Below are 14,743 nucleotides of genomic sequence, written 5' to 3' on the forward strand. Positions count from 1 at the left end.
TCAGCTTTCCCGCAAGATTACTCAAAGATCGGTGCAGCCCGCTCTTCGGGCGGCCTCTCACCCCTAGCATTCTGAGTGGGGCCGAAACTGCGACTGGGGAACAACGCAGACGCCGGGGCCAGGCGAGTGGGGATTCGCAGGCATCCGGGGCCGCGGCTGGGGAGCCGCGGCTCCGCCCCGGTCAGTTCGTTTCGATCGTTGCGGGGGTCAGGCGGTAGCCGACCCCGCGCACGGTCTCGACGTAGCGAGGGGCGCTCGTGCTGTCACCGAGCTTTCGCCGCAGGTTGGCGATGTGCGTCTCGATCGCGCGCTTGTCCGGCTCGCTCACGTAGTCGCTCGAGCCCGGGGGAAGGCCGCGCAACCCCCGGGCGAGCTCGGCCTTGCTGCATACGCGCTGCTTCGCCTCGAGCAGTGCGGCGAGCAGATCGAACTCGGTCGGGGTGAGGTCGATCCGCCGTTGCCCGATCAGGACCATCCGCGTGTCGAGGTCGAGGCTGAGGTCCCGGTGCACCCGCCCACGCCAGGTGAGCACGGTCGCGCCGTCGGCCACGGGCTCGGGTTCGACCGGGGCACGCAGGCTCGACGCACTGCGGACGTCCGGCAGTCGAGGACGACGCAGGAGCGCCTCGATGCGGGCACGCAGCTCGCGCGGGCGGAACGGCTTCACCAGATACTCGTCGGCACCGGAGGTGAGCCCCAGAACCACGTCGGACTCGTCGGAGAGCGCCGAGAGCATGATGATGAAGGTGTCGCTGACTCGACGGATGCGCCGCGCCACCTCGAAGCCGTCGATGCCGGGCAGGTTGATGTCGAGGGTCGTGATCACCGGCTGGTGCCGCTCGACGGCCCCGAGACCGTCCACACCCGACCCCGTGAGGATCGTCTCGAAGCCCGCCGCGAGGAAGACCTCGTCGAGCAGGGAGCGCACACCGGGATCGTCCTCGATGATCACGGCGACCAGGGCGCGGACGTCCCCCGAGCTCACGAGGCGCTCTCGCGCGTGATCGTGACGAAGCGCGGCGCGTCGGCATCCAGCTCGGACGGGTCGACATCCGCCGCTCCGACGGGCCGTTCCACCTCGATGTCCCACCACGAGTCCGCCAGCTCCTCGGCCATGCCACGCCCCCACTCGATCACCACGACGGACCGCTCGAGGTCGAGGTCGAGGTCGTCGAGCTCAGCAGCCGAGCCGAGCCGGTAGGCGTCGACGTGCACCAGTGGTGCTCGGCCGACCAGGGAGGGATGAGTGCGGGCGATCACGAAGGTCGGGCTCTGCACCGGTCCGCGCACCCCCAGCCCCTCGGCGAGACCGCGGGTGAAGGTGGTCTTCCCCGCGCCGAGAGGACCGGTCAGCACGAGCAGGTCGCCCGCCTCGAGCTGCTCGCCGATGCGCAGACCCAGCTGCTCCATCTCCTCGGCGGTGGCGATCTCCCGGCGGCCGAGGAAGGCGGGATCCACGCTCACGACGTCCTCCGAGGCACCCGGGAGCCGATCCGGGTGACGATCTCGTAGTTGATGGTGTCGGCGGCTTCGGCCCAGTCCGCAGCCGAGGGCACCCCGAGGGTGGGGTCGCCGAACAGGACCACCTCATCCCCGATCGAGACGGGGGTGTCCCCGACGTCGACGATGAACTGATCCATCGCGATCCGTCCGACGTTGAGGAACCGGCGCCCGCCGATCGAGACCGGAAGCTTCCCCGAGGCGTTGCGGGGCACCCCGTCGGCGTAGCCGAGAGGAACGAGCACCAGGGTCGTGTCGCGGTCGGTGCGATGGTCATAGCCGTAGGAGACCCCGGTTCCCGCCGGCACGCGACGGACGGCGGCGATCGCGCCCCGGAGGGTCATGGCCGGCCGCAGCCCGAGTTCCGCTGAACTGCGGTCGTCGAAGGGCGAGAGGCCGTAGAGTCCCACGCCGATGCGGACGGCGTCGAGGCGCATCTCGGGCAGGTCTATGGCTGCTGCCGTGGCGGCGATGTGTCGGATCTCGGGATGGACGCCGAACGACGCAGCGGTGGCGACCCCCTCTTCGAATTTCGCGAGCGCCGCCCTGTCGTCGTCCACAGAGGTGTTGGAGAGATGGCTGAACAGTCCCACGATGCGCAGGCGCCCGATGCGCTCGAGCCGCGCCGCCTCCGCCAGCACACGTCCCCAGTCCGCCGGGGCGATGCCATTGCGCGACAGCCCGGTCTCGAGCTTCAGGTGCACTCCGACCGGCCGGTCGACAGCGGCTGCCGCGCCGGCTGCCTCGAGCTGATCGAACGAGGAGATCCCGACTTCGATGTCCTGTGCCGCGGCGTGCTCGAACCTCTCCCCCGGCGCATGCAACCACGCCATGATCGGCGCGTGCACGCCCTGTCTGCGCAGCTCGAGCGCCTCGGGGATCTCGGCGACGCCGATCCGCGTGGCACCGGCCGAGAGCGCGGCCACCGCTGCCGAAGCCGCACCATGACCGTAGGCGTTGGCTTTCACGATGGCGATCACCTCGACGCCGGTGAGGCGCCGGAAGTGCCGCACGTTGTCGGCGATGGCATCGAGATCGATGGTCGCTTCTCGGAACGGGACGGTCACAGCGGTGCTCCTTCGGCGACGACGAACGCCGCGGCGAGGCCGGCGTCATGGGTGAGAGTCAGATGCAGTGTGAGGATGCCCCGTTCCTCGACGACGGCGGCCGTCGACCCGGAGAGCACGAAGTGCGGGCGACCGGAGGGTTCCGAGGCGATCTCGATCTCGGTCCAGTGCACACCGTCGGATCCGCCCAGAGCCTTGATCAACGCCTCTTTGGCGGCATAGCGCGCGGCGAGGGAAGGCAGGCGTAACGTGCGCTCCGACGGGGCGAAGAGGCGTTCGCGAAGTCGCGGCGTCCGCTCCATCGTCCGCTCGAACCTCGGGATGTCCACGAGGTCGATGCCGGTTCCGATGATCACCCGTTCAGCCTACCGAGCCTGAATCCCGTTGAAATCGCCCAAATGGCTCCGTTTCCGCTGGAAACGAAGCCATTCGCGCGAATCGGAGGCCGGGTCTACTCGACCGTCACCGACTTCGCGAGGTTGCGCGGCTGGTCGACGTCGAGTCCCTTCGCCGTGGCCAGGGCCATCGCGAAGATCTGCAGCGGCACGACGGCGAGCAGCGGCTCGAACATCGGGCCGGCGAGCGGGATGCGGATGACCTCGTCGGCGAACGGCAGCACGGCCGCGTCGCCTTCCTCGGCGATCACGATCACCCTGGCACCGCGCGCGCGGATCTCCTGGATGTTCGAGACGACCTTGGAATGCACGAGCGCCGAGTGACGCGGCGACGGCACGAGCACGAACACCGGCTGCCCCGGCTCGATCAATGCGATCGGACCGTGCTTGAGCTCGCCGGCGGCGAAGCCCTCCGCGTGGATGTAGGAGATCTCCTTGAGCTTGAGCGCACCCTCGAGCGCGATGGGGTACCCCACGTGCCGGCCGAGGAAGAGCACCGAGCGCGTGTCGGCCATCCACCCGGCGAGTTGCGTGACGTGCTCCTGCTCGCTGTCGAGGACCTTGGCGATCTTCTCGGGGAGCGCTGCGAGCTCTGCCGCATCGAGCGAGGCGTCGGCCACGGCACCGCGGACCCGGCCCATGTGCAGCCCCAGCAGCAGGAGGGCGGTGATCTGTGCCGAGAACGCCTTGGTCGAGGCCACGGCGACCTCGGGCCCGGCGTGCGTGTAGACCACCGCATCCGACTCGCGCGGGATGGTGGCGCCCTGCGTGTTGCAGATCGACAGCGTGCGTGCACCGCGTTCGCGGGCGTACTTCACGGCCATCAGGGTGTCCATCGTCTCTCCCGACTGGCTGATCGACACTACCAGGGTGTCGGCACCGATCACGGGGTCACGGTAGCGGAACTCGTGTGCGAGCTCGACGTCGACCGCCACGCGCGCCCACTGCTCGATCGCGTACTTGCCCACCAGCGCCGCGTAGGACGCCGTGCCGCAGGCGGTGATGATGACCCGGTTGATGCCGACGAAGAGCTCGTCGAGCCCGTCGAGCTCCGGGATCACGACCTGACCGTCCTGGATGCGGCCGCGGATGGTGTTCGCCACCGCCTCGGGCTGCTCAGCGACCTCCTTGGCCATGAAACTCGACCATCCGCCCTTCTCGGCGGCTGCCGCGTCCCATGACACGTCGAAGGGCTCCGGCTCGACGGGTGTGCCGGCGAAGTCGGTGACCGTCACGGAGTCCGGGGTGATCGAGACGATCTGGTCCTGACCGATCGCGAGCGCCTTGCGGGTGTGCTCGATGAAGGCGGCGACGTCGGATCCGAGGTAGTTCTCGCCCTCGCCGAGCCCGATCACGAGCGGAGAGTTGCGACGAGCGCCGACGACGAGGCCCGGGTGGTCCTGGTGCATCGCCAGCAGAGTGAAGGCCCCTTCCAGGCGGTTCACGATGCTGCGGAAGGCCAGCTGCAGGTCGCCGCCGTTGCCGGCGTACTCCCGTCCGAGCAGGGCTGCGGCGACCTCGGTGTCGGTCTCGCTGCGGAACACCACACCGTCGGCGAGGAGCTCGTCACGCAAGGCCGAGAAGTTCTCGATGATGCCGTTGTGGATGACCGCGAGCTTGTCGTCATCGGCCAGGTGCGGGTGCGCGTTGCCATCGGTCGGACCCCCATGCGTCGCCCAACGGGTGTGCCCGATGCCGGTCGAGCCGTCGGGGAGCGGGGCATCGGCGAGCGAGTCGCGCAGGATGGCGAGCTTGCCCGCCTTCTTGCGCATCCCGAGCGTGCCGTCGCCATCGATGACCGCGACACCCGCAGAGTCGTATCCGCGATACTCCAGGCGTGCGAGGCCTGCGAGAAGGATGTCCTGGCTGGGGCGCGGGCCCACGTATCCGACGATTCCACACATGGGATCAAGAGTAAGGCGCGTTTTTTGCGAGTCGTCCGTACAATCGGGTGCCGGCGGCCGCCTCAGAGCTTGCGCAGGAGCACGCTCTCCACGTCGTGATCCGCGCCCTTACGCAGCACGAGCCGCGCACGGTGCCGGGTGGGCATCACGTTCTCGACGAGGTTCGGCATGTTGATCTCGTTCCAATATCCCAGTGCAGTGGTGATCGCCTCCTCGTCGGTGAGGTGCGCGAACACGTTGAAGTACGACGAGGGGTTGCTGAACGCGGCCTGACGAAGGGCGAGGAAGCGATCGACGTACCACTTCTCGATATGCGAGGTGTCGGCGTCGACGAAGATCGAGAAGTCGAAGAGGTCGCTCACGGCCACGTCGTTCGGCGCGGGCGGCGGCTGCAGCACGTTCAGGCCCTCGACGATGACGACGTCGGGGCGGCGCACCACCACGTTCGCATCCGGGACGATGTCGTAGCGCATGTGCGAGTAGAAGGGAGCACGCACCTCGGCGGCACCGCTCTTGACCTCGGTCAGGAACTCGATCAGGGCGCGGCGGTCATAGGACTCGGGGAAGCCCTTGCGGTCCATGATGCCGCGGCGCTCGAGCTCCGCGTTCGGGTAGAGGAACCCGTCGGTCGTCACCAGTTCCACCCTCGGGGTCCCCGGCCAACGGCTCATGAGTTCGCGCAGCAGGCGCGCGATGGTCGACTTGCCCACGGCGACAGACCCGGCGACTCCCACGACGAACGGGGTGGTGGTGTCGTCCTCCTGGAGGAACGAAGAGGTGGCGGCACCCAGGCGCTTCGTCGACGTCGCGTACAGGCTGAGCAATCGGCTCAGCGGCAGATACACCTCGCGCACCTCGGTGAGCGAGAGGCGATCTCCGATGCCGCGCAGCTCGACGACCTCGGTCTCCGTGAGTGGCTGGTCGAGTCCGGCGGCGAGGCGCGCCCACTCCGCACGCCCGATCTCCCGATACGGAGACAGCGGCAGCGTGGGGTCGGCGGTGGTCACGGGGTCCATCGTATCGGCGCGCTCACGGCGCGATGTCCGCGGGAGAGTATTCTCATCCCGTGCGCCTGGGAGTCCTCGATATCGGATCCAACACCGTCCACCTGCTCGCGGCCGACGTCCGCCCCGGTGGACGTCCGCTCGCGACGACGAGCGACCGGACGGTGCTGCGCCTCATGCGCTACCTCACCCCCGACGGGTCCATCGCGGAGGAGGGCGTCGTCGCGCTCGAGGCCGCGGTCGCGCAGGCCCGAAGGGTCGCGGAGAGCGAGCGCGTGGATGCCCTGCTCGCCACGGCGACGAGCGCCGTGCGCGATGCCCGCAACGGCGCCGACGTCATCGCCCGCATCGAAGCAGCGCTGGGACAGAGTCTCCAGGTGCTCGACGGCGAGACCGAGGCGGAGCTGACCTTCCTCGCGGTCCGTCGCTGGTTCGGCTGGTCGGCAGGTCAGCTCCTGCTGCTCGACATCGGCGGCGGCTCACTGGAGATCGCAGCGGGAGCCGAGGAGCTGCCGGACGCTGCGGTCTCGGTCCCCCTGGGCGCGGGGCGCATGACCGTACAGTTCCTGCCGAACGACCCGCCCGGTGAGACGGACGTGGAACGACTGCGCGCGCACGCGACGGCGACGCTCGCAGGGGTGCTGCCGAGGTTCGTCGCTCTCCCCCGCCCCGATCACGTGGTGGGCTCGTCCAAGGCCATCCGTTCCTTGGCCCGATTGGTCGGATATCCGGCCCAGGGATGGTCGGGGAGCGAACGGATGCTGCTCCCCCGCACCGCTCTCGGATCGTGGATCCCCCGGCTTGCACGTCTGCCCGCGTCCGCCAGACAGGAGCTGCCCGGCATCACCCCGGATCGGACGTTCCAGATCGTGGCCGCGGCCGTGTCTCTGCATGCCGCGATGACCGCCCTCGACGTGGACGAGCTCGAGGTCTCACCATGGGCGCTGCGCGAAGGCGTGCTGCTGCGCTACATCGAACAGCTGAACTGGAGCGACTCCTCCCGTTGAGCGGTGCGTGACATCGGATGAACATCCTCTGTTGCCCGCCCGGTCCGCGCCGGTATCCTCTGATCAAGCGAGCACCGGCCCGCCCGCTCGGAGGAGGACGGGAGGTGATCGCTCGGCGTGGCGGCCAGCTGGTCGACACCGTCGGTGGTCATCGGCGTCGGGGGGTGCTGAGTGGGTCCTGGAGATGAGAGCACGATCGACTCCGCGGAGCTGAGCGCGCATGGCGTGCACGCGGTGGATGAACGTGTCCCCCTCCTGGTGACGCGGCGGACGTCGGGTCCGGTGACCCTGTTGTCCCTGCAGGGCAGCACCACGGAGCTCGCCATCGACACCACCACGACTCACCCCGACCACGCGGTCTTCGCCTTCGTCGACGCCGCAGGGCTCGCGGCGAAGGAGCAGAACGGTCCGTGGATGCCCGTCGAGAGCGGGCTCGTGGTGGCCCCGCCCGGGGTCGCGGAGCGCGTGCGGTGTTTCGGCACGTGGCACATCATCGCCGCCTATGTTCCCCGCACCGCGCTCGGGACATACGTCGCCGCACTCCCCTCCTCGACATGGATCCTCGAGGAGCGACGTCCGCTCGATCGGGCGATGCAGGCGTTCATCGAGCAGGTGCTGGCCGTCGATGACGAGACGACCGCGATCGAACGATATGCGATGGAGCATCTGATCGTGGAGATGAGCGGAGCGGTGCTGCTCGACCGCGTGGACACCGTATCCGGACCGCGCTCAGCTCACGCCGCCCTGCGCGACCGAGCGGTCGCCCTGATCGCCCAGCAGTGCGGCGATCCGGGGCTGAACCCCGCGCGGGTAGCCCGCGAGGTGCAGACCTCCCTCCGCCAGCTCCAGCTGGTCTTCGCCGAGGTCGAGAACACGGTCGCGGGCGAGATCAGACACCGACGCACGCTCCTGGCGCGGTCGCTGCTCACCGACAGCCGATACGACGATCTGAGCGTCGAGCAGATCTCGCAGCGCTCAGGTTTCGCCTCTCCGATCAGCCTTCGCCGCGCCATCGAGGAGGACTACGGTGCCACGCCCCGCGCATTGCGCACCCATCGCGACGCCGCTCGGCACGGTGGGGAACGCGAAACGGCCGACCGCTGAGATCAGCGGTCGGCCGTGTTCGGTCGCGAGGTCAGAGCGACAGACGATCCTGCACGACCTCGGCGAGGCGACCGGCGTAGGCATGGACGGATTCCGCGTCGGAGGCTTCCACCATCACACGCACCAGCGGCTCGGTTCCGGACTTGCGCAGCAGCACCCTTCCGGAATCGCCGAGCTCCGACTCGATGTCGCGCACAGCCTGCTGCACGACCTCGTCCTCGGACACACGGTCCTTGTCGACGTCGCGCACGTTGATGAGCACCTGCGGGTAGACCGTCATCACCGACGCGAGCTCTGCGATCGACTTCTGCTGCCGCGCCATCTCGGCGACCAGGTGCAGGCCGGTGAGGATCCCGTCGCCCGTGGTGGCGAACTCGCTCATGATCACGTGACCGGACTGCTCACCGCCGAGCGCGTAGCCGCCCTCGTTCATGTCTTCGAGCACGTAGCGGTCGCCGACAGCGGTCTGCCGTACCGTGATGCCGTGCTCGCGCATGGCGACGTGCAGACCGAGGTTGCTCATCACCGTCGCGACGAGGGTGTCGTCGGTGAGGTGCCCGCGCTCCTTCATGGACACCGCGAGGATGGCCATGATCTGGTCGCCGTCGATGTGGTTGCCCTCGGCGTCGACGGCAAGGCAGCGATCGGCGTCGCCGTCGTGGGCGATCCCGATGTCGGCGCCGAGGCGCACGACGGCCTCGGCGAGATTGTCGAGATGGGTCGAGCCGACGCCGTCGTTGATGTTCCAGCCGTCAGGGTCGGCGCCGATGACGGTGACCTCGGCGCCCGCATCCCGGAACGTCTCAGGAGAGACTCCTGAGGCGGCGCCGTGGGCGCAGTCGAGCACCACGTGGATACCGTCGAGGCGGTTCGGGAGCGAGCCGAGAAGATGCATGACGTAGCGGTCCTCCGCGTCGGAGAACCGGTCGATGCGTCCCACCCCGGCGCCCGTCGGGCGCAACTTCTCGCCGGACATGGCCTCTTCGATGCGCCGCTCGACCTCGTCGGGGAGCTTGCGGCCCCCGCGGGCGAAGATCTTGATCCCGTTGTCGGGAGCGGCGTTGTGCGATGCGGAGATCATCACACCGAAGTCGGCGTCACGGTCGGCGACGAGGAAGGCGAGCGCGGGTGTCGGAATGACCCCCGCCTCGAGCACGTCCACTCCCGAGGAGGCGAGACCGGCAGCGACGGACGCCGCGATGAAGTGCCCGGAGACCCTGGGGTCGCGGGCCACGACTGCGGTCAGCCGCTTGCCTTCGGCCTTGCGAGCCTCCGCAGTACGGCCCTGGCCCAGGACGACAGCAGTCGCCTGGGCCAGGGTGAGCGCCAGGTCGGCGGTGAGGATGCCATTGGCGAGTCCTCGCACACCGTCCGTGCCAAAGATCGGCATCGGAGCAGTTGACCTTAACGCTTCGAGTACTGAGGCGCCTTACGGGCCTTCTTGAGTCCAGCCTTCTTGCGCTCCTTGACGCGAGCGTCGCGCGAGAGGAAGCCGGCCTTCTTCAGGGTCGGACGGTTGTTCTCCTCGTCGATGCCGTTCAGCGAGCGGGCGATGCCGAGGCGAAGCGCACCGGCCTGGCCCGAGGGGCCTCCGCCGGAGATGCGCGCGATGACGTCGTATGCACCGGCGAGGTTCAGCACGGTGAACGGGTCGTTGATCAGCTGCTGGTGCAGCTTGTTCGGGAAGTAGTCCTCGATCGTGCGGCCGTTGACCGTGATCGTGCCCGAGCCGGGGACGATGCGCACGCGGGCGATGGCCTGCTTGCGACGGCCGACAGCGGCACCCGGGACGCTGAGGACGGGGCGGGGAGCCGCCTCGACCGCGTCGGTCTCGGGAGTCGACGTCGAGAAGTTCTGGGGGGTTTCGGTGGTGTCCTGGATGTCAGCCACGAGTATGTCCTTAAGTCTTACGGCGCTTACTGGGCGACCTGGTCGAGGGTGTACGGCGTCGGCTGCTGCGCGGCGTGCGGGTGCTCGGCACCGACGTACACCTTGAGCTTGGACAGCTGCTGGCGGCCGATGCTGTTCTTGGGGAGCATGCCACGGATGGCCTTCTCGACAGCGCGGACCGGGTTCTTCTCGAGGAGCTCGGCGTAGGTGACGGACTTCAGGCCGCCCGGGTAACCCGAGTGGCGGTAGGCCATCTTCTTCTGGAGCTTCTGACCGGTGAGCGCGACCTTGTCGGCGTTCACGATGATGACGAAGTCACCCGAGTCGATGTGGTTGGCGAAGGTCGGCTTGTGCTTGCCACGCAGGAGCGTAGCGGCGTGCGAAGCCAGACGGCCGAGAACGACGTCGGTGGCGTCGATGACGACCCAATCGCGCTGGACTTCGCCAGCCTTGGGAGTGTAAGTGCGCGTCACGATAGTGCTGCTTTCTTGTGTCGAACGGAGAAGTTCGTGAATCCCACTCCGGGGTGGTTCTTCCCGACAGGGAGGAACACGCCAGTGGAGGGCTCACGTTCGGACGATGCGCTTTCTCCGCGGACGGGAAAGGCACCAAAGGGAAATCATACGCCACCGGTGCCGTATGCCCAAACCGCGGCTCAGTCGGGCTTGACCGTGACGAGGATCGGACGGTGATCGCTCGCCCCCTGCGGCAGGGTCGTGATGCGCTCGATCTCGAAGCCCGTCGACGTGGCGAAGTCGTAATGGCCCCGGAACACCCGGTAGCGCGTGTACGTGTGGTCGTCGCTGAGGGAGAGCGCGTAACCGTGGTCGCGCACGGCCTGACCGAGGTTCTCCTTGAAGATCGGATAGTTGTAGTCACCGACCATCAGCTGGGGCAGGCCCTCTCCGAGCGCGGCGAGCTCGGAGAGCGCGGCGCGGATCTGGTGACGGCGCAGGGAGTTCAACGCGGTCAGCGGAGCGGCGTGGAAGGAGGCGACGATGAAGTCCTGGCCGTCGTCGATGTCGCGCAATCGCGCACCGAGAACGCGTTCGTGTGCGGGTTTCGCGATCCGGTCGTGCAGGGATTTCTTGAGTCCGAGCATGCGGATCGCCTGCAGGTGGAACGTGCTCGCGCGATAGAAGAGTGCGAGTCCGAGACGGTTGCCCTGGGTGGCGTCGGCGAGCACGAGGTCGCCGATCTGCGTCGGCAGCGCGGGGACGTCGCACTCCTGCAGACAGAGGATGTCGGGATCGTGCTCGCGCACCAGAGTCACGAGCTCACCCGCGGCTCGATGCTTCTGGAGGTTGTACGAGATGACCTTCATGACCGTTCCACGCTACTCCGGCCCGCTGTGCATCTGCTCCGGGTTGCACACCGTGACTCGTCTGCGGTATTGCGCCGCATGCCCCCTGCTCGAGGCGCGCGTCAGTCGCGGTCTCGACGCGCGCGCGTCTGGATCGCTCGCGACGACAGCAGCTCGTCGGCGGGGTACCCGACCTCGGTGAGGATCAATCCCCGCGCGGCCAGCACCTTGAACTCGCTGGTGCGGGTGAGCGCATCGCGCAGCACCACGAGGTCGTCGACATCGAGGCGCCCCTCCCCCACGGCGACGCAGGCCCCGACGAGTGCGCGCACCATGCTGTGGCAGAACGCGTCGGCCTTGACCTCCGCGACGAGCACGCCGTCGGCATCGCGCTCCCAGCGGTAGTCGAGCAGTGTGCGGATCGTCGTCGCCTCTTCCCGAGGCTTGCAGTACGCCGCGAAGTCGTGCAGTCCGATCAGCGTCCGCGCCGCGGCATCCATCGCGCGCTCGTCGAGGCGGCCGCGGACGAGGGTCGTGTCGTGGCGCCGCAGCGGGTCGTACCCGGCCTGTCCGTCGGCGAGACGATAGCGATAGCGACGCCAGACCGCAGAGAACCGCGCGTCGAACCCCTCGGGGGCGATCGACGACCGCGTGACGGTCACATCCGAGTACGCACCGAGCACACCCCGCATGCGGCCCGCGATGGTCTCGGCGGGCTCCGACGGCGCCCGCCCCTGCCGGGCTTCGATGCGCGACCACTGCTTCTCGTCGAGGTCGACGTGCGCGACCTGGCCGCTCGCGTGCACGCCGGCATCCGTGCGACCTGCCACCACGAACTGCACGTCCGAGCCCACGATGCGCGCGAGGGCGGCTTCCAGCGTGCCCTGCACCGTGCGCAGAGTCGGCTGCTTCGCCCACCCTCGGAAATGGGTGCCGTCGTAGGCGATGTCGAGCCGGATGCGCACGCAGCAAGCCTAGGACACCGAGACCACCGGACTTCAGGCGGCGTTCACCGTTCGACCAGGATTCCGTCCCGATCGCTGTAGAGATGCGCCCCCGGCCGGAACACCACACCCTCGATCACGAGCGCGACATCGGTCTCACCGGCTCCGAGCTTCGCGCTCTTGCGCGGATTCGTCCCCAGGGCCTTGACCCCCAGCTCGAGGGCATCGATGGCGACACTGTCGCGGATGGCGCCGTTGATCACGACCCCGGCCCAGTCGTTCGCCACGGCGGACGCCGCGATCAGGTCGCCCATCAGTGCCGTCTCCAGCGATCCAGCGCCGTCGACGACCAGGACCGCGCCCGCACCGGGAGTCGCCAGCACCGCCTTCACCAGCGCGTTGTCCTCGAAGCAGCGCACGGTGCGGATCGGCCCGTCGAACGCCGACCGCCGGCCGAAGGAGCGCAGTTGCAGCGAGAGCGACTGGATCTCCTCCCCGAGCTCGTCGTAGAGGTCCGCCGTCGCGACCGCCATCCTCAGATGCCTCCGTCGATCGACCGGATGGTCACGGCAGGCTCGTCCGGGACCATCACCTCGGTGTCGCGGTTCAGGCTCTCGCCACGGAAGAAGCGCTTCGAGCGCGGGAAGAGGTACCAGACGAACATCAGCACCAGACCGAATGCCAACGAGCCGACGCCGATCACGAACGTGCCGCCGATACCGAACAGGACCGTGTATCCGTAGTCGACATCCCACATGTCGATGGCCGACTGGATGAACGCCCACGCGAGCATGAGCCCGCCCAGCAGCGGGAACAGCCCCTTGAAGAAGAACTCGCGCGCGGACGAGGTGAGGTCCTTGCGGAAGTACCACACGCACGCGAAGCCGGTGATGGCGTAGTAGAAAGCGATCGCGAGACCGAGGGACAGGATCGAGTCCTGCAGGATGTTGTCGCTGATCAGCGTCATCCCGACGTAGTAGACCGAGGCGACCACACCCATGACGATGGTCGAGAACGACGGCGTCTTGTACGTCGGGTGCACCTCCTTGAACCTGGCGGGCAGGGCGCGGTAGACACCCATGGCGAGCGTTCCCCGGGCGGTCGGCAGGATCGTGGTCTGGGTCGACGAGATGGCCGAGATGATCACGGACACCACCAGCACCCAGCCGAACGGACCGAGCAACCCGTCCTTGATCGCGAGGAAGAAGTCGTCGGCGTTCGCCTCGTTGCCCAGGCCCGTGCCGTCCTCGCCGAGTCCGGCGTACATCATCGCGGCGATGGTCACCGCGACGTACGTGAACAGCAGGATCACGGTGGTCAGCAGCGCGGCGCGTCCGGGGATGCGCTTCGGGTCCTTGGTCTCCTCGTTGAGCGCGAGGCAGGTGTCCCACCCCCAGTAGATGAACAGCGCCAGAAGGATCGCCTCCGTGAAGCCCGACCAGTCGGTGAACGCGAACGGGTTCATCCACTCCCAGTCGAAAGGCGTCGCGTTCGGAGCCGTGCCGTCGAAGAACTGCCACAGCGCCGCGACGATGAAGATCGCCAGTGCCAGGTATTGGATCGCGAGGAGGATGTTCTGGATGCGCTCGCCGATCTCGACGCCGCGCCAGCTGACCCAGGTCATCGCCGCGATGAAGAGCACGGCGACGACGACGACGCGCCAGTCGTTGTTCTCCAGATCCTGTCCGATCAGGGACCAGAAGTAGACCGAGGCGATCTGCGCGAGGTTGGCCAGCACGACCATTCCCGCGACGGCGACTCCCCACCCGCCCATCCAGCCCACCCAGGGACCGAACGCCTTGGTTCCCCAGGTGAACGTCGTGCCGCAGTCGGGGACGGCGTTGTTGAGCTCGCGGTACGCGAAGGCGATCAGGAGCATCGGGACGAAGGCGATGATGAACGCGATCGGAGCCTGCGCCCCCACCGCGAGCACCACGAAGCCGAGCGTCGCCACGAGCGAGTACACCGGTGCTGTCGAGGCGAGACCGATCACGGTCGATCCCCAGAGTCCCAGAGTGCCGGCGGCCAGACCCTTGCCGTCGGGTCGTTCCAGATGAATCGGCGTCGTTGCTGCCATGTCAGAACAGTAGAGCCACAACGGTTCTCGCGTCAACGGCTTTCTCAGACAGCATGAATCCGAAGCAAAGAAGTGGAGCTCACGACGGAATCCGCAGATTCAGCCTCTTTCGAGCATGCCGTCGGCGTGGTCAGCCACCCACTCCATCAGCGGCAGCATGCGCTCCATCAGGTCACGCCCCAGCGGGGTCAGACTGTACTCCACGTGCGGAGGGACGGTCGGAAGGGATTCCCGGTGCACCAGGCCATCATCGGCGAGCGTCCGCAGCGTCGAGGCCAGCATCTTCTCGCTGATGCCGTCGACCTCCCTGCGGAGGGCGCCCCAGCGGTGGGTGCCGTCGGACAGGCAGGAGAGCACGAGCACTCCCCACTTGCTCATGATGTGATCGAGGACGACACGCGTGCCGCAATTCTGGTCGAACACGAACGGAGTCGATTCCTTTATCTGCGCGAAACTAACCGTCATGTGTGTACCTTACTTCAAAGTGGGTACCGTCAGATCGGAATGCCGAACACCCGATCGCGGGTTGTCGTGGGTGTCACTTACGA

At 67.9% G+C, this 14,743-nt stretch carries 16 protein-coding genes; 2 read left to right on the forward strand and 14 right to left on the reverse strand.

Annotation, left to right across the window (positions count from 1 at the left end; translation table 11 throughout):
• Positions 1-181: 181 nt before the first annotated feature.
• The 6 genes from HDC31_RS12645 to coaA all read right to left on the reverse strand — a co-directional run bounded on the left by HDC31_RS12645 (position 182) and on the right by coaA (position 5,882).
• A complete protein-coding gene (locus HDC31_RS12645) occupies positions 182-985 on the reverse strand; it encodes a response regulator transcription factor (RefSeq protein WP_061018510.1) in 804 nt (267 codons plus the stop codon).
• Entirely contained in the window at positions 982-1,464 is a 483-nt protein-coding gene (gene tsaE / locus HDC31_RS12650) for a tRNA (adenosine(37)-N6)-threonylcarbamoyltransferase complex ATPase subunit type 1 TsaE (protein WP_374939223.1), read from the reverse strand. Before tsaE ends, HDC31_RS12645 begins: the two co-directional genes overlap by 4 nt.
• A complete protein-coding gene (gene alr, locus HDC31_RS12655; RefSeq protein WP_113681838.1) occupies positions 1,461-2,567 on the reverse strand; it encodes an alanine racemase in 1,107 nt (368 codons plus the stop codon). The genes tsaE and alr overlap by 4 nt, the downstream gene beginning before the upstream one ends.
• Positions 2,564-2,923 (reverse strand): holo-ACP synthase, encoded by a 360-nt coding sequence (locus HDC31_RS12660; RefSeq protein WP_017828216.1) that lies wholly within the window; start codon positions 2,921-2,923, stop codon positions 2,564-2,566. Before HDC31_RS12660 ends, alr begins: the two co-directional genes overlap by 4 nt.
• Before the next feature lie 95 nt (positions 2,924-3,018).
• Complete coding sequence (gene glmS / locus HDC31_RS12665; RefSeq protein ID WP_113681837.1) at positions 3,019-4,866, reverse strand: glutamine--fructose-6-phosphate transaminase (isomerizing); 1,848 nt, start codon at positions 4,864-4,866, stop codon at positions 3,019-3,021.
• Positions 4,867-4,928: 62 nt separating this feature from the next.
• A complete protein-coding gene (gene coaA, locus HDC31_RS12670; protein WP_046747367.1) occupies positions 4,929-5,882 on the reverse strand; it encodes a type I pantothenate kinase in 954 nt (317 codons plus the stop codon).
• A 50-nt stretch (positions 5,883-5,932) separates the two neighbouring features.
• On the opposite strand from coaA, the gene HDC31_RS12675 reads away from it, so the two are divergent.
• Both HDC31_RS12675 and HDC31_RS20515 read left to right on the forward strand, forming a co-directional pair.
• A complete protein-coding gene (locus HDC31_RS12675) occupies positions 5,933-6,877 on the forward strand; it encodes a Ppx/GppA phosphatase family protein (protein WP_113681836.1) in 945 nt (314 codons plus the stop codon).
• Between the two features lie 234 nt (positions 6,878-7,111).
• Entirely contained in the window at positions 7,112-7,981 is an 870-nt protein-coding gene (locus tag HDC31_RS20515; RefSeq protein WP_147251404.1) for a helix-turn-helix domain-containing protein, read from the forward strand.
• A 31-nt stretch (positions 7,982-8,012) separates the two neighbouring features.
• On the opposite strand, the gene glmM is transcribed toward HDC31_RS20515, so the two are convergent.
• From glmM to HDC31_RS12720, 8 genes are all read right to left on the reverse strand, one after another.
• Positions 8,013-9,371, reverse strand: a complete 1,359-nt coding sequence (gene glmM, locus HDC31_RS12685) for a phosphoglucosamine mutase (RefSeq protein WP_058632689.1) — start codon at positions 9,369-9,371, stop codon at positions 8,013-8,015.
• A 14-nt stretch (positions 9,372-9,385) separates the two neighbouring features.
• Entirely contained in the window at positions 9,386-9,871 is a 486-nt protein-coding gene (rpsI, locus tag HDC31_RS12690; RefSeq protein ID WP_045263679.1) for a 30S ribosomal protein S9, read from the reverse strand.
• 26 nt (positions 9,872-9,897) lie between these two features.
• Positions 9,898-10,344: a 50S ribosomal protein L13 gene (gene rplM, locus HDC31_RS12695; RefSeq protein WP_046747364.1), complete on the reverse strand. Its 447-nt coding sequence runs from the start codon at positions 10,342-10,344 to the stop codon at positions 9,898-9,900.
• 182 nt (positions 10,345-10,526) lie between these two features.
• A complete protein-coding gene (locus tag HDC31_RS12700; RefSeq protein ID WP_058632688.1) occupies positions 10,527-11,195 on the reverse strand; it encodes an endonuclease/exonuclease/phosphatase family protein in 669 nt (222 codons plus the stop codon).
• Positions 11,196-11,296: 101 nt separating this feature from the next.
• Positions 11,297-12,139, reverse strand: a complete 843-nt coding sequence (truA, locus tag HDC31_RS12705) for a tRNA pseudouridine(38-40) synthase TruA (protein WP_046747362.1) — start codon at positions 12,137-12,139, stop codon at positions 11,297-11,299.
• A gap of 44 nt (positions 12,140-12,183) precedes the next feature.
• The gene (gene rraA / locus HDC31_RS12710) at positions 12,184-12,651 is read right to left on the reverse strand and encodes a ribonuclease E activity regulator RraA (protein ID WP_046747361.1); all 468 of its coding nucleotides are present in this window, start codon (positions 12,649-12,651) and stop codon (positions 12,184-12,186) included.
• Positions 12,652-12,653: 2 nt separating this feature from the next.
• Positions 12,654-14,195, reverse strand: coding sequence for an APC family permease (locus HDC31_RS12715; protein WP_046747360.1), 1,542 nt, complete (start codon positions 14,193-14,195; stop codon positions 12,654-12,656).
• Between the two features lie 99 nt (positions 14,196-14,294).
• Positions 14,295-14,660 (reverse strand): helix-turn-helix domain-containing protein, encoded by a 366-nt coding sequence (locus tag HDC31_RS12720; protein ID WP_045263673.1) that lies wholly within the window; start codon positions 14,658-14,660, stop codon positions 14,295-14,297.
• Between the last annotated feature and the right edge of the window lie 83 nt (positions 14,661-14,743).

Origin of the sequence: Microbacterium sp. JAI119, assembly GCF_013410135.1 — a bacterium.
Classification (GTDB): Bacteria; Actinomycetota; Actinomycetes; order Actinomycetales; family Microbacteriaceae; genus Microbacterium; species Microbacterium oxydans.

Coding starts and splice junctions, on each gene's coding strand:
- glmS (WP_113681837.1), bottom strand. CDS start 4,866: ATGTGTGGAATCGTCGGATACGTGGGCCCGCGCCCCAGCCAGGACATC.
- coaA (WP_046747367.1), bottom strand. CDS start 5,882: ATGGACCCCGTGACCACCGCCGACCCCACGCTGCCGCTGTCTCCGTAT.
- glmM (WP_058632689.1), bottom strand. CDS start 9,371: ATGCCGATCTTTGGCACGGACGGTGTGCGAGGACTCGCCAATGGCATC.
- HDC31_RS12700 (WP_058632688.1), bottom strand. CDS start 11,195: ATGAAGGTCATCTCGTACAACCTCCAGAAGCATCGAGCCGCGGGTGAG.
- rraA (WP_046747361.1), bottom strand. CDS start 12,651: ATGGCGGTCGCGACGGCGGACCTCTACGACGAGCTCGGGGAGGAGATC.
- HDC31_RS12715 (WP_046747360.1), bottom strand. CDS start 14,195: ATGGCAGCAACGACGCCGATTCATCTGGAACGACCCGACGGCAAGGGT.
- HDC31_RS12720 (WP_045263673.1), bottom strand. CDS start 14,660: ATGACGGTTAGTTTCGCGCAGATAAAGGAATCGACTCCGTTCGTGTTC.